Origin of the sequence: Pseudotabrizicola sp. 4114, from assembly GCF_031457365.1 — a bacterium.
In the GTDB taxonomy this organism is placed as follows: domain Bacteria; phylum Pseudomonadota; class Alphaproteobacteria; order Rhodobacterales; family Rhodobacteraceae; genus Pseudotabrizicola.
In genome coordinates this window covers 45,726-58,343 of record NZ_JAVDWP010000002.1, presented here as the reverse complement: position 1 = coordinate 58,343, position 12,618 = coordinate 45,726, and the positions used below count along the sequence as shown (strand labels likewise).

Annotated in this window: 15 protein-coding genes and 1 riboswitch; of the genes, 3 read left to right on the top strand and 12 right to left on the bottom strand. The window is 65.6% G+C overall.

Annotation, left to right across the window (positions count from 1 at the left end):
- Positions 1-43: 43 nt before the first annotated feature.
- The 6 genes from J2X53_RS04855 to ftsY form a co-directional block, all read right to left on the bottom strand.
- Positions 44-736 (bottom strand): ATP-binding cassette domain-containing protein, encoded by a 693-nt coding sequence (locus tag J2X53_RS04855; protein WP_349036356.1) that lies wholly within the window; start codon positions 734-736, stop codon positions 44-46.
- Positions 723-2,270, bottom strand: coding sequence for a thiamine/thiamine pyrophosphate ABC transporter permease ThiP (locus J2X53_RS04850; protein WP_349036355.1), 1,548 nt, complete (start codon positions 2,268-2,270; stop codon positions 723-725). Before J2X53_RS04850 ends, J2X53_RS04855 begins: the two co-directional genes overlap by 14 nt.
- Positions 2,246-3,226, bottom strand: a complete 981-nt coding sequence (gene thiB / locus J2X53_RS04845; protein WP_349036354.1) for a thiamine ABC transporter substrate binding subunit — start codon at positions 3,224-3,226, stop codon at positions 2,246-2,248. The genes J2X53_RS04850 and thiB overlap by 25 nt, the downstream gene beginning before the upstream one ends.
- Before the next feature lie 37 nt (positions 3,227-3,263).
- Positions 3,264-3,373, bottom strand: a riboswitch (TPP riboswitch).
- Between the two features lie 101 nt (positions 3,374-3,474).
- Positions 3,475-4,095 carry an inner membrane-spanning protein YciB gene (locus J2X53_RS04840; RefSeq protein WP_349036353.1) on the bottom strand — a complete coding sequence of 207 codons (621 nt, stop codon included), beginning with the start codon at positions 4,093-4,095 and terminating at the stop codon, positions 3,475-3,477.
- The gene (locus J2X53_RS04835) at positions 4,096-5,001 is read right to left on the bottom strand and encodes a DMT family transporter (RefSeq protein ID WP_349036352.1); all 906 of its coding nucleotides are present in this window, start codon (positions 4,999-5,001) and stop codon (positions 4,096-4,098) included. It lies immediately after the preceding gene.
- An 86-nt stretch (positions 5,002-5,087) separates the two neighbouring features.
- The gene (gene ftsY / locus J2X53_RS04830; protein WP_349036351.1) at positions 5,088-6,110 is read right to left on the bottom strand and encodes a signal recognition particle-docking protein FtsY; all 1,023 of its coding nucleotides are present in this window, start codon (positions 6,108-6,110) and stop codon (positions 5,088-5,090) included.
- Between the two features lie 209 nt (positions 6,111-6,319).
- Here ftsY and J2X53_RS04825 point away from each other — a divergent pair, with 209 nt between their 5' ends.
- Both J2X53_RS04825 and J2X53_RS04820 read left to right on the top strand, forming a co-directional pair.
- On the top strand, positions 6,320-7,393 hold the full coding sequence (locus J2X53_RS04825) for an alkane 1-monooxygenase (protein ID WP_349036350.1): 1,074 nt from the start codon (positions 6,320-6,322) through the stop codon (positions 7,391-7,393).
- Between the two features lie 107 nt (positions 7,394-7,500).
- Entirely contained in the window at positions 7,501-7,878 is a 378-nt protein-coding gene (locus J2X53_RS04820; RefSeq protein WP_349036349.1) for a hypothetical protein, read from the top strand.
- Positions 7,879-8,028: 150 nt separating this feature from the next.
- Here the strand turns inward: J2X53_RS04820 and J2X53_RS04815 are convergent, their stop codons facing one another.
- From J2X53_RS04815 to J2X53_RS04800, 4 genes are all read right to left on the bottom strand, one after another.
- The gene (locus J2X53_RS04815) at positions 8,029-8,862 is read right to left on the bottom strand and encodes an SDR family oxidoreductase (RefSeq protein WP_349036348.1); all 834 of its coding nucleotides are present in this window, start codon (positions 8,860-8,862) and stop codon (positions 8,029-8,031) included.
- A gap of 67 nt (positions 8,863-8,929) precedes the next feature.
- A complete protein-coding gene (locus J2X53_RS04810) occupies positions 8,930-9,418 on the bottom strand; it encodes a hypothetical protein (protein WP_349036347.1) in 489 nt (162 codons plus the stop codon).
- Between the two features lie 86 nt (positions 9,419-9,504).
- Positions 9,505-10,200: a response regulator gene (locus J2X53_RS04805; protein ID WP_349036346.1), complete on the bottom strand. Its 696-nt coding sequence runs from the start codon at positions 10,198-10,200 to the stop codon at positions 9,505-9,507.
- Positions 10,197-10,697, bottom strand: coding sequence for a MarR family transcriptional regulator (locus J2X53_RS04800; RefSeq protein ID WP_118151270.1), 501 nt, complete (start codon positions 10,695-10,697; stop codon positions 10,197-10,199). Before J2X53_RS04800 ends, J2X53_RS04805 begins: the two co-directional genes overlap by 4 nt.
- 144 nt (positions 10,698-10,841) lie before the next feature.
- Between J2X53_RS04800 and J2X53_RS04795 the strand changes: the two genes are divergently transcribed.
- Positions 10,842-11,708 carry a branched-chain amino acid aminotransferase gene (locus J2X53_RS04795; RefSeq protein WP_349036345.1) on the top strand — a complete coding sequence of 289 codons (867 nt, stop codon included), beginning with the start codon at positions 10,842-10,844 and terminating at the stop codon, positions 11,706-11,708.
- 78 nt (positions 11,709-11,786) lie between these two features.
- Here J2X53_RS04795 and J2X53_RS04790 read toward each other — a convergent pair whose 3' ends face one another.
- Both J2X53_RS04790 and J2X53_RS04785 read right to left on the bottom strand, forming a co-directional pair.
- Positions 11,787-11,969 (bottom strand): hypothetical protein, encoded by a 183-nt coding sequence (locus J2X53_RS04790; RefSeq protein ID WP_349036344.1) that lies wholly within the window; start codon positions 11,967-11,969, stop codon positions 11,787-11,789.
- Between the two features lie 117 nt (positions 11,970-12,086).
- Entirely contained in the window at positions 12,087-12,515 is a 429-nt protein-coding gene (locus J2X53_RS04785) for an organic hydroperoxide resistance protein (RefSeq protein WP_349036343.1), read from the bottom strand.
- Positions 12,516-12,618 lie beyond the last annotated feature (103 nt).

Here is a 12,618-nt window from a genome sequence, read left to right as displayed (position 1 = left end):
CCGGATTGCTGCTTTCCAAATACTCCCGCGCGGAGCGCTCTTCTTACCCCAGATAGGCTTGCAGTGCCGGTGGCGGGTTGGCAAACAGGGGGTCGGTCGGTGCGGGGGCATGCGCCACCCCGTCGGCGACCAGCACGGTCAGCGCGGCAAAGGCCTTTGCATCCGCCGGGTCGTGCGTCACCATCATCACCAGCGCGCCGGTCTCATCTGCCACCTCGGCCACCAACGCCAGCATTTCAGCCTTCAGCGCCGGGCCGAGGGCGGCAAAGGGCTCGTCCAGCAGCAGCACCGGCCGCGCCCGCAGCAAGGCCTGCGCCAGCGACGCCCGTCCGATCTGCCCGCCCGACAACTGCGCCGGTTTGCGGCCACCCATACCGCCCAGCCCCACGCGCTCCAGCACCGCTTCCACCTGCGCCCGCTGCGCTGCCGACAGCCGCAGATCGGGGCGCAGGCCAAGGCCAAGATTCTGCGCCAGCGTCAGATGCGGAAACAGGTTCTGATCCTGAAACAGGATCGTCACCGGGCGCGCGCCGGGGGCCAGCGGCCCCAGATCGCTGCCCCGCCACAGCACCCGTCCCGATTGCGGCGCAAAGAATCCGGCCACCGTTGCCAGCAGCGTCGATTTTCCCGCCCCGGATGGTCCGATCACCGCCACACGCGCGCCTGCAGGCAGCTCCCAGTCAACCGTCAGGCGAAACCCCTCCTGTGCCAGCACCACCTGATCAAACCGCAGCATAGCGACGCCCCCCGTAATCAAACACCCAGAACAGGGCAAAGCTGAGCGTGACCAGCAGCAGGGCCGCGCCCGCCGCCGCCTCCAGACGGTAGGCGCCCATCAGGCGCTGCACCACCAGCGGCAGGGTCGCGCTCTGCTCGGTGGCAAACAGCGCGATCACGCCCAGATCGCCCATCGACAGCGACGCCGCCAGCCCCGCGCCAAAGCCCAAGGGCCGCGCCAGCCGGGGCAAGACCAGCCAGCGCAGCCGCGCCCAGCCGCGCAGACCCAGACTGTCGGCCAGCCGCCCGTAATCGGACAGCAAGACCCGCGTCTCGGGCAGCAGCAGCCGGTACACAAACGGCAGCGTCAGCGCCGCATTCACCGCAACCGTGACCGGCAGCGCCAGCCGTGCGGGCGAGACAAAGGGCTGCGCCATCAGAAACAGCCCGACGCCCAGCACCAGCCCCGATGTTGCCAGCGGCAGCGCCGCCGCCGCATCCATCGCGCCCGCGCCACGGCCGCCGCGCGCGACCGCCAGTGCCAGCACCAGCGCCGCCACAACTGTCACCGCCGTCGAGGTCAGCGCCACCAGCACCGACCGCCCCGCCGCCGCCCAGACATGCGCAGGCAACTCGCCCAGTCCCGGCAGCCCGCGCAGCACCACCGCCCCCAGCGGCAGCAGCAGAAACGCCGCCGCCAGCCCGATCGCCAACGCATCGCCCGCCCGCCGCCAGCCCGCTGGCGGGCGCAGCAAGGCCGGACGCCCCAGCCCCGCGCCAAAGGCGGCGGGGGTCACCAGGAGCCAGCCCAGCACCGCGACCACAGCGCAGAGCGCAAACTGAACCGCTGCCAGCAGCGCCGCCCGGCCCAGATCGAACTCAAACCGCACCGCCTGAAAAATCGCCAGCTCTACCGTCGTTGCCCCCGGCCCGCCGCCCAGCGTCAGCGCCACGGCAAAGCTGGTCAGACAGATCACGAAAATGACCAGAAACGCGCCGGGCGCCACGCTGCGCAGCATCGGTCCCTCCAGATGCCGTGCCATCTGTGCCGGGCCAAAGCCCAGCGATTCGGCCAGCCGGAACCGCTCGGACGGAATCGCCTGCCAGCCTTGCAGCAGCATCCGCACCGCCAGCGGCAGGTTCAGGAACACATGCGCCAGCACCACCCCATGCGCGCCATAGACCGAAAACGGCCCGAGCCCGAACAGACCCAGCCCCTGATTGACCACGCCCGCCCGGCCAAACACCGCGACCAGAGCCAGCACGGCCACAATCGTCGGCAGCAAAAACGGCGCGCCCATCAGGGTGATCAGCGCCCCGCGTCCCGCAAAGCTGCGCCGCGCCAGCGCCCGCGCCACCGGCACCGCCAGCGTGACCGACACCAGTGCCGAGACAAAGGCTTGCGCGGCGGTAAACCGCACCGCCGCCCAATCGGCAGGGCCGAGCGCAAACCCGGTCGCCCGCGCCGCCACTGCCAGCAAGGGGGCCAGCACAAACAGCGCCAGCCCCGCCGCCAGATGCGCCGGGATCAGCGCGCCAATGCGGCTTGCCATTCGGCCAAAGCCTCTGCCCGTACCGCCATCGCCTCGTCGGCGCTCATCAGCAGCGAGGTCTCAGGCCGCAGCGATTCGAACCCCTCCGGCAGACCTGCCGCCGGGGTCACCGCCGGATACATCCAGTTGGTGGTCGGGATCACCGACTGGAACGGTTCGGTCAGCATGAAGGCCAGAAACTTATCCGCCAGCTCCGGCTGCTGTGATCCGGCCAGTTTGCCCGCCACCTCGACCTGCAGATAGTGCCCTTCGGCAAACGGCGCCGCCGCCTTGCTGTCATCGTCTTCGGCAATAAGGTGATAGGCCGGGCTGGTGGTGTAGGACAAAACCATATCTGCCTCCCCCTCCAGAAACAGGCCGTAAGCCTCGGACCAGCCGGGCGTGACCGTGACGATGTTGTCGGCCAGGCCGGCCCAGATCTCGCCCGCGCGCGCGCCGTAAGCCGCCTTTACCCACAACAACAGCCCCAGGCCGGGGGTCGAGGATCGCGGATCCTGGATCACGATCTTTACATCGGAAGTCGCCAGCTCTTCGAACGACTTCGGCGGGTCGGGCAGCTTGGCCTTGTCATGGACAAAGGCGAACCAGCCCCAGTCGAACGGCAGGAACAGCGGGTCATCAAAGGCCACCGGCAGCGTGGGGGAAGTCATGCCGTGGGGGGCAAACAGCCCCGTTGCCGCTGCCTGCGCGGTCAGGCTGGTATCCAGCCCCAGCACCACATCGGCGGTGCCGGATGCCCCCTCCAGCTGCACCCGCGCCAGCAGAGCGGCGCCGTCGCTGGCCCCGACAAAGCGCAGATCGCAGCCGCATTCGGCCTCGAACGCGGCCTCTACCGCCGGGCCGGGGCCCCATTCGGTGACAAAGCTGTCATAGGTCAGCACGGTGAGGACAGGCGTCTGTGCTGCCGCCGCAAGGGCGATGCAGGACAGGCCGGTCGCAAGGATCGAAGTCTTCATGTCTTCCTCCAAAGCGACGGAACAGGTCGGGCTTGGAGGTCATCCGTCGCACCTTCCCTCCGCCGGTATGATCCGGGTCAGGTTCAACGGGTCCGCTTTCGCATCTCAGCCCACCAGATCAACCGCTGGGCACCCCGAGGTATCGCCCAGAATACGGTCCTTGCGGGCAGGCGCAAGGCCCAATCACTGCGCCCCGCCCGGCGTGGTGGTGCGCGACCTGAACCTGCAGGATCATGCGTATTCTTGCGCTACTCGCCGTCTTTGCCTGCGGCATCCCCGGGTTCGATCAGAAACCGTTGCAGCGCAAAGATCTGCCACCACAGGAACAGCATCAGCGCCGCCGGCATGGCAAAGGTTTCCAGCTTGACCCAGGTGTCGGTCGACATCGTGCGCCAGATGACTTCATTCGCCAGTGCCAGCGCCACGAACATCGCACAGAGCCTGCGGGTCAGGATCATCCAACCGGTCCGCTGCATCGGAAGCACTTCGCCCATCACAAATTCCAGCCAGCTTTGGCCACGCAGCAGGCCAATGCCCAGAAGTGCTGCCAGACAGCCGTAGACGATGCTGGTCTTCATCTTGAAAAACCGCTCGTCGTTGAACCATGCGGTCAGCCCGCCGAAGAAGATCACCATGAAGGCGGTAAACACCTGCATCCGGCTGATCGTGCCGGTCAGCCACCAAAGCACCGCCATCGCCGCCAGCAGGATCGGCACGAACACCAGCGCCGCGATGATGAAGCCGGAGTATTCGGTGCCCGCGATGGTAAAGGTGTCTTCCTTGATCCTGAGGTAAATCAGGAAAAAGGCGACCGTCGGCCCCAGTTCCAGCACCTGTTTCACGACACCGTTGATCTTGCGCTCTGCCATTTATCCTGCCTGCACCATGATTGCTCCGCCCGCCACGCCCGCCATCAGCAGCGCCCGCACCACGCCGACCTTTTCGCCCAGAATCGCCCAGCCGATCAGCCCGGCAAAGACCGTAGAGGTTTCGCGCAAAGCTGCAACCTCGCCGACCTTGCCCAGCCGTGTCGCCAGCATGACCCCGCCAAAACTGACGAATGCCACCAATGCCCCGATCATCCCGCGCAGCATCAAGGGCCCGGCGGGCGGCAAAGGCCCGCCGATCCCGCGCCACTGCCGGTAGGCCACCAGCAGCGGAAAGTCGATGGCGGTGATCAGGAAGAACCAGGCGAGAAAGGTGAACGGGTCCGGTGTCAGCCGGATGCCCCATGCGTCATAGGTGGTGTAGACCGCCACCAGCAGCCCGCCCGCAAAGGCCCAGGCGAGGCCTGCCCGCAGCGCCGACTGTGCCACCACCCCGCCACGCAGGTTCAGTGCCGCCAGCGCCAGAATCGACCCCGACAGGATCGCCACCCCCAGCCATTGCAGCGCGCCATAGCCTTCGCCCAGAAAGATCGCGGCAAAAGCGAGGGTCGCCAGCGGCCCGGTGCCCCGCACAACCGGATAGACCACGGTGAACGCCGCCCGCTCATAGGCCAGAGCCATGGTCAGCTTGTAGGCAAAATGGATGCCCAGCGCGCCCAGCAGCACCAGCCACTCCACCCCCTGCGGCCATGGCACCAGGAACAGCGCCACCGGGGCGGAAAACACCGCGATCCACAGATCAATCGACCCGCGCGTGACCCAAGGGTCATGCCGCCCCTTTTGCAGCGCGCCAAACACCGCATGCGCAAAGGCCGAGGTCAGCGCAAGGATCAGCGCAAGCCGGACGCCTTCGGGCGTGCCTTCGAGAGAGATAAGCCAGTCTGACATATATGCGCCGTGTGTTCTTGTGGCAGGCCGCCGGGGGTTTCACACCCCCGGACCCCCGTGGGATATTTTTACCAAGATAAAGGATGTCATGCGTCGAGCCCGACGAGGGCGCGGGCGAAATCCTCGGGGTCAAAGGGGGCGAGGTCGTCGATCTGCTCGCCCACGCCAATGGCATGGATCGGCAGGCCGAACTTGTCGGCGAGGCTGACCAGCACGCCGCCCTTGGCGGTACCGTCGAGCTTGGTCATCACCAGACCCGAGACATCGGCGATCTTGCGGAAGATCTCGACCTGCGCGATGGCGTTCTGCCCGGTGGTGGCATCCAGCACCAGAAGCGTGTTGTGGGGTGCGGTCGGATCGACCTTGCGCAGCACCCGTACGATCTTGGCCAGTTCCTCCATCAGATCGGCCCGGTTCTGCAACCGGCCTGCGGTGTCGATCATCAACAGGTCGGCCCCGTCGGCGCGCGCGCGTGTGTAGGCGTCAAAGGCAAGGCTGGCAGGGTCCGAGCCTTCGGGCGCGGTCAACACCGGCACCCCGGCGCGCGTGCCCCAGACCTGCAACTGTTCGACCGCCGCCGCGCGGAAGGTATCGCCCGCCGCGATCACCACCGATTTGCCCGCCGCCTTGAACTGGCTGGCCAGCTTGCCGATCGTGGTGGTCTTGCCCGAACCGTTGACGCCCACCACCAGCACCACCTGCGGTTTGGTGGGGTAAAGCGGCATCGGCCGCGCCACCGGCGTCATGATCCGGGCCACTTCGGTGGCCAAAGCGCGGCGCAGCTCGCTGGCGGAAATCTTCTTGCCAAAGCGGCCCTCGGCGATATTGGCGCTGACCCTTTGCGCGGTATCGACCCCCATATCAGCCTGGATCAGCACATCCTCCAGGCTTTCCAGCATGGCGTCATCCAGCTCGCGCCGGGGCTCATCGGCCTCGGCACCGGGGAACAGGCGTCCGAGCAGGCCGGGCTTTGCCGCCGCCGTCGCGGGGGACGGCGCGGGCGCGGCCTCCCCGCCGTGCGGCGCGTCCGAGACCAGCGCCTCCAGCCCTTCGCCGATCTTGTCCGACGAGCGGAACATCTTGTCGCGCAGCTTTTTGAAGAATGTCATCGGGGCCCCGGTCCTGTGGCACTTTCCCCTCACCTAAGGCCAAACCGCCGCTGAGGGAAGGCTACGCGGGCGCATCCGGCCGGGAAACCCGGCAAACTCACCCCAAAGTGCAGCAAAATTCCCCGGGCGCGTCTCTGCGCCGCCATGTCGCCGCCATGTCGCCCCCGTGTTGCCATGGAAAGACCCAGATCCCGTGATATGGCTGTGCCATGACCAACCGCCCGCTTCCGATGTCTGCCTTTGCCCTTGCCGCGCTGTCGCCGGTAGGGCTGATCGCGCTTGGCGTTTGGGCCGGGGGCGCGTGGCTCTGGGCCGGGTTGCTGTATATGGTGGTGCTGGTGATCCTGCTGGATCAGCTGATCCCTCATGTCGCTGGCAACGCGCCCGAGGGGGCGGAGTTTCCTGCCGCCGATGCGGTGCTGGTCGCTGTGGGTCTGGCGGCGGTTGGTCTGATGCCGCTGGCGGTCTGGGGCATCACGGCGGACCATCTGCGGACCGGCGAAAAGGTGTTGCTGTTCTTTGGCACCAGCACCTTTCTGGGCCACGTTGCCCACCCTGCCGCGCATGAGCTGATCCACCGCTCCGGGCGCGGGCTCTACCGGCTGGGGGTGCTGGTTTATGGGGTGATGCTGTTCGGCCACCACGCCTCGGCGCACCGGCTGGTGCATCACACGGCGGTCGCCACACCGGGTGACCCCAATTCGGCGCGGGCGGGCGAGAGTTTCTGGCGCTTTGCGCCGCGCGCCTGGATCGGCGGCTTCCGCGCCGGTTGGGCGGCAGAAAACGCGCTGCGCGCCCGGCGCAAGGGGGCTGCGGGCGTGCATCCCTATCTGTGGTATCTGGCAATCAGCCTCGGTGGTCTGGTCCTCGCGGCCCTAGTCGGCGGGCCACTGGGGGTGCTGATCTGGCTGCTTATGTCGGCTCATGCACAGATGCAGCAACTGCTGGGTGATTATGTCCAGCACTACGGACTGAGCCGCCAGCGCCTGCCCGATGGCCGTTATGAGCCGGTCGGTCCGCGCCATTCGTGGAACACGCAACAGTGGTTTTCGTCGGCGCTGATGCTGAATGCGAGCCGCCATTCTGATCACCACGCCCACCCCTCGCGCCCCTATCCGGCGCTGCGGCTGAGTGGCGACACCCCGATCCTGCCCTGGCCGCTGCCGCTGGCCTGCGCGCTGGCCATGGTGCCGCGCCTGTGGCGCCGCCGGATGCGCCCGCATCTGGCCCGCTGGCAAAGCGATCACGAACCGGCCGCGCACGGGCAAGATCCCGCCCAGTGACTGCGCTTGTCACTGGCGTTCACATCTGCGGCATGCGACGCTTTGCCCGATCGTGACCGGAGATGCCCGCCATGCGCCGCCTTGCCCGCCAACTTGCCCTTTGCCTCATGCTGCTGCCCACTGCGCTTGCCGCCGCCGAACCGCCGGTGCCGCTGACCGGTGCCGAGTTCGAGGCCTATACCCGCGGCAAGACCCTGACCTTCAGCCAGCGCGGAGAGGTCTACGGGGCCGAGCAATACCTGCCGGGTCGCAAGGTCCGCTGGGCCTTCAAGGGCGATGTCTGCCGCGATGGCAGCTGGTACGAAGAGGCCGGGCTGATCTGTTTCACCTACACCTATGACCCGACCCCGCAATGCTGGAATTTCTGGCGGCAGGACGGGCGGCTAACCGGACTTTTCATCGGCGACGGCTCCGGTTCGGAACTGTCCGAAGTCGCCCAATCCCCCGACCCGCTGGCCTGCGCCGGGCCGGATGTCGGGGTGTAGGCGCTTCACCTGACGCCGCACGCTGACGGCACGGACAGGAGCCTCCGGCGGGAGTATTTTGAAAGCAGCAGTACCAAGCAGCATCTGGCATGGCTGCGTTGCAGAAACGTCTCAGCTGATTTTGTTGTATTATTCAGGCGTTGCCGCGTCTTATTCTGCTGACCGCAGGGCAGCCAGCCCCTCACGATAGGTGGGGTAGAGCAGGCGGACCCCCAGCTCGTGCTTGATCCGGTCGTTGCGCACCCGTTTCGACTCGGAATAGAAACTGCGCGCCATCGGGGTCATGTCGGCCTGATCAAAGGCAATCGCAGGCGGCTCGGGCAGGCCCAGCAAGGCGGCGGCATGCGACAGCACGTCTTCGGGCGGGGCCGGTTCATCATCGCAGACGTTGTAGGCCGCGCCCGGATCGGGCCGGGCGATGCTGGCGGCCAGCACCTGGGCGATATCGTCCACATGGGTCCGGCTGAAGAACTGGCCGGGCTTGATGATCCGCCGGGCGCTGCCGTCGCGCACCTTTTCAAACGGGCCGCGACCGGGGCCATAGATGCCTGCCAGCCGGAAAATGTGCAGCGGCAGGCCGGTTTGCTGCCACTGGCGTTCGGCCAATACCCGCTGCGCTCCGCGTGGGCTGTCGGGGGTCAGCGGCGTGGTCTCATCCACCCAGCCGCCCTGATGGTCGCCATAAACCCCGGTGGTCGACAGATAGCCGACCCACTCCGCCTTTGCCTTTGCAAGTGCGGGCCAGGCCTGCAGGAACGGATCGCCCGCCGCATCCGGCGCGGCGGAGGCAAGGATATGGGTCGCCCGCGCCAATGCCGGGCCAAGGTCGCCGGGCCAGAGCAGCGGCGTGATGCCATCAGCCTGCATCCGTGCGGCCTTGTCCGGGCGCCGGGTGGTGCCGATAACGGTCCAGCCCTGCCGGATCAGCAGGCGGGCAAGGGCATCGGCGCTGTAGCCATGCCCGAGAGAGAGCAGCGTTTTCATGCCCGTTACTATGGCGTGCAGCGCGGCGGCTGCAACCACTTGATTGCAGCCGCCGCCACTGACAGTCTCAGCCCTGTGCTTCCTGGCAGGCGATCGCCGCTTCCAGCGCGCGCAGGCTGTCGGTCAGGTCGATCGACATGATCTCGCCCGCCTCGGTCGACAGGGTCAGGGTCTGTTTCGTCGCCACATCCATCAGGAACTCGGCGCTGTCGAATTCGATGTCCACGCCGGGCAGGCCGTCGATGTGAATGCCCTTGCCCTCACCCTCATAGACCGAGCCGTCTACATCCATCGATACCGGATACATCGCGTCATCCTCGACGCCTTCCCAGCCTTCATTCATCGCCAGAATATAGCCGTAGCCAGTGTCGGGCGCGAAGCCGATGCGCACATCGGACCCATCCTCAAACACCGCATTGATCAGACAGCCATTGCCGATCGTCGGATCCACCAGCACATCCCAGACCCCGACCGTATCATAGGTCATCAGGTCTTGCGCCGTCGCCATGGTGGAGAGCCCGGCGAAGGCGATGGTGGTCGCCAGAGTGATGCTCACAGTTTTCAATTCAGTCCCCTGAAGAAGCCGCAGGTCACGTCATGCGCCCGTCGGTCGGTGACTGAGTATCAGGTCAGCAAAACCTTTCAATCGGGTTGCAGCATATAGCCTTCGCCCCGCACGGTCTGCAGGTAGCGCGGCTGCTTGGGGTCATCCTCGATCTTGCGGCGCAGGCGGGTGATCTGCACATCGACCGCACGTTCTTGCGCTGCATCGTCGCGGCCCAGATCGGCCACCAGTTTCTCGCGGCTGATCGCATGGCCCGGATGCGCCGAGAACAGCCGCATCAGCGCGGCTTCCGTCGCGGTCAGCCGCACCGGATCGGGCCCGCGCCACAGCTCGCCCCGGTCCATGTCATAGCGCACCGGGCCCAGATGCAGCACCTTGGGCACCGACTCCGCCCGCACCACCGGCACCCGGCGCAAAATCGCGTTGATCCGCAGCAGCAGCTCCTTTGGCTCGAACGGCTTGCCAAGGTAGTCATCTGCCCCGGCCTCGAACCCTTCGATCCGGCTGGCGGTCTCGCCGCGCGCGGTCAGCAGCAGGATCGGGGTCTGCATCCGCTGCCGCAGCTCGCGGGTCAGGCTGATGCCATCCTCGCCGGGCATCATCACATCCAGCACGATCATGTCAAATTCCAAGCCGGCCAGCAGTTTGCGGGCCTGCGCGCCATCGCGCGCAACCGTCACCAGAAACCCGTTGCGGATCAGGAACTTCTGCAACAGCCCCCGGATACGCTCGTCATCATCGACAACCAGCAGATGCGCGTCGGTCTGCGTCATGCGCCGCTCTCCTTCAATCCTTGATACTGCCGGCGCAATTCCGGGTCCATCATCGCCTCCAGCACTTGCCGGAACCCGGCCACCGCCTGCGGCCCCGCCGCCCGGTACGCCGCCCGCATTCGGGCGCGCTGCGCATCCGACAGCTCCCGTTCCAGCTCCTGACCCTTTGGCGTCAGATGCAGATGGCGCTCGCGCTTGTCGCGCCGTCCGACCCGTGCCTCGACCAGACCATCCTCTACCAGCGTGCGCAACACCCGGTTCAGCGATTGCTTGGTCACACCCAGAATGGTCAGCAGGTTTGACACCGTGGTGCCCGGACTGCGGTGAATGAAATGGATCGCCCGGTGATGCGCGCGGCCATAATCCATGCCTTCCAGAATGCGGTCAGGATCAGCGGTAAAGCCGCGATAGGCGAAAAACATCGCCTCGATGCCTTTGCGCAGTTGCTCATCTGTCAGAAACAGCAGGCTTTCACCGCTGGGGGTCTGATCTGCCATGGAAAGCCTCCCTGCCTGACGGCGAAGTTACGTCAGCCTTGTTGACTTTCCAAGGGCCAACTGATAGCTCGCCATCGGTTTTGCGCAATATTGTATCCGAAACGGACCAAATCATCGCAACATTGTGAAAAGGCAGGGGGCATCATGGCTGGCTATGACGATCGTGACGGGTTCATCTGGATGGATGGCAAACTGGTAAACTGGCGCGATGCCAATGTCCATGTCCTGACCCATGCCATGCATTATGCCTCTGCGGTGTTCGAGGGCGAACGCTGCTACAACGGCAAGATCTTCAAGAGCCGCGCGCATTCCGAGCGGCTGCGCAAATCCGGTGAACTGCTGGATATGGAGCTGCCGTGGTCGGTCGATGAGATCGAAGCCGCGAAAGACGCGGTGCTGAAAGCCAACAACCTGACTGACGCTTATGTGCGGGCTCTGGCATGGCGCGGCGCGGGTGAAGATATGGGTGTTGCCGCCAAGCGCAACCCGATCCGCATGGCGGTCGCGGTCTGGTCCTGGGGCAATTACTACGGTGACGCCAAATTAAAGGGCGCGAAACTCGACATCGCCAAATGGAAACGCCCGTCGCCCGACACCATCCCCCACGCGGCCAAGGCTGCTGGCCTGTATATGATCTGCACCATGTCGAAACACGCGGCCGAGGCCAAAGGCTGCTCGGACGCGATGATGTTCGACTATCGCGGTTATGTGGCCGAAGCGACCGGGGCCAATATCTTTTTCGTCAAGGATGGCGAGGTTCATACCCCGATTCCCGACGCGATCCTGAACGGTATCACCCGTCAGACCGTGATCGGCATGCTGCAAGGCATGGGCGTCACCGTCAACGAACGCCGGATCGAAGCGTCAGAGCTGGAAAGCTTTGAGCAGTGTTTCCTCACTGGCACCGCCGCCGAGGTTACTCCGGTCGGCCAGATCGGCGACTATAATTTCGAGGTCGGCGCGCTGTGCAAACAGGTCTCGCTGGATTACGAAAAACTGGTCCGCGCCTGATTTTTTGCAGGCCATATCTGGAAAAGGGCGCCTTTGGGCGCCCTTTTTTCATGTGCAGCCGCGTCAGACTTTGCCTGCTCAGGCCGTCCGTCCCCGCGCAATGCGCAGGAATTGCGTCAGGCGTGACGTGCTGACGGGTGCGTGGCTGGTGTGGAAGGCGTCGCGCTTGGGGCGGGCCAACCGCAGGAAATGTGCGGTCTTGCTGCCGGTGCTGGGGGCGCGGGTGTCGGCCAGATGGCGGCCCTTGGGGTCACGGTGCATGCTGTCCTCCAAATCTGTGACGGGCACCCATCATACCGCAGAATCGGCAAAATGCCAAACGCCCGCGCAACGGCGCGGGCGTGGCTCCGGCGTAAACCGGCTCAGGTACAAACCGGATCAGGCCAGTTCGGTTTCGACCTCGATGTTGCCTTTGGTCGCGTTGGAATAGGGGCAGATGAAATGGCCGCGTTCCACGATCTTTTCTGCCACCGCTTTCTCGACGCCCGGCAGCTTGACCACCAGCTTGACCTTCAGCCCAAAGCCGCCGTCGCTGCGCGGGCCGATGCCGACATGCGCGTTGACGGTTGCATCTTCGGGCACCGTGCCCAGCTTTTCACTGCTGGCGGCAAAGCGCATCGCGCCCAGGTAGCAGGCGGCATAGCCGATTGCGAACAGCTCTTCCGGGTTGTGCCCCGCGCCGTTGCCGCCCAGCTCTTTCGGGCTGGTCATCGTGACCGTCAGCTTGCCATCGGTCAGCTTGGCCAGACCGTTGCGGCCGCCGCCGGTGGCCTGTGCTTCGGTCCAGTATTTCGGATCAACAGACATCGGATTTCCTTTCGTTAGCGATTTAATCGTATGCGATAGATATAACCGAGTCGCTTGCTCGCGTCAACCCGCTTGCGATTTAATCGCGCGCGACTATATTGCC

Excerpts from the sequence above, each read along its gene's own strand:
- J2X53_RS04855 (WP_349036356.1), bottom strand. The coding sequence starts at position 736 with ATGCTGCGGTTTGATCAGGTGGTGCTGGCACAGGAGGGGTTTCGCCTG.
- J2X53_RS04850 (WP_349036355.1), bottom strand. The coding sequence starts at position 2,270 with ATGGCAAGCCGCATTGGCGCGCTGATCCCGGCGCATCTGGCGGCGGGG.
- thiB (WP_349036354.1), bottom strand. The coding sequence starts at position 3,226 with ATGAAGACTTCGATCCTTGCGACCGGCCTGTCCTGCATCGCCCTTGCG.
- J2X53_RS04840 (WP_349036353.1), bottom strand. The coding sequence starts at position 4,095 with ATGGCAGAGCGCAAGATCAACGGTGTCGTGAAACAGGTGCTGGAACTG.
- J2X53_RS04835 (WP_349036352.1), bottom strand. The coding sequence starts at position 5,001 with ATGTCAGACTGGCTTATCTCTCTCGAAGGCACGCCCGAAGGCGTCCGG.
- ftsY (WP_349036351.1), bottom strand. The coding sequence starts at position 6,110 with ATGACATTCTTCAAAAAGCTGCGCGACAAGATGTTCCGCTCGTCGGAC.
- J2X53_RS04825 (WP_349036350.1), top strand. The coding sequence starts at position 6,320 with ATGACCAACCGCCCGCTTCCGATGTCTGCCTTTGCCCTTGCCGCGCTG.
- J2X53_RS04820 (WP_349036349.1), top strand. The coding sequence starts at position 7,501 with ATGCTGCTGCCCACTGCGCTTGCCGCCGCCGAACCGCCGGTGCCGCTG.
- J2X53_RS04815 (WP_349036348.1), bottom strand. The coding sequence starts at position 8,862 with ATGAAAACGCTGCTCTCTCTCGGGCATGGCTACAGCGCCGATGCCCTT.
- J2X53_RS04805 (WP_349036346.1), bottom strand. The coding sequence starts at position 10,200 with ATGACGCAGACCGACGCGCATCTGCTGGTTGTCGATGATGACGAGCGT.
- J2X53_RS04800 (WP_118151270.1), bottom strand. The coding sequence starts at position 10,697 with ATGGCAGATCAGACCCCCAGCGGTGAAAGCCTGCTGTTTCTGACAGAT.
- J2X53_RS04795 (WP_349036345.1), top strand. The coding sequence starts at position 10,842 with ATGGCTGGCTATGACGATCGTGACGGGTTCATCTGGATGGATGGCAAA.
- J2X53_RS04790 (WP_349036344.1), bottom strand. The coding sequence starts at position 11,969 with ATGCACCGTGACCCCAAGGGCCGCCATCTGGCCGACACCCGCGCCCCC.
- J2X53_RS04785 (WP_349036343.1), bottom strand. The coding sequence starts at position 12,515 with ATGTCTGTTGATCCGAAATACTGGACCGAAGCACAGGCCACCGGCGGC.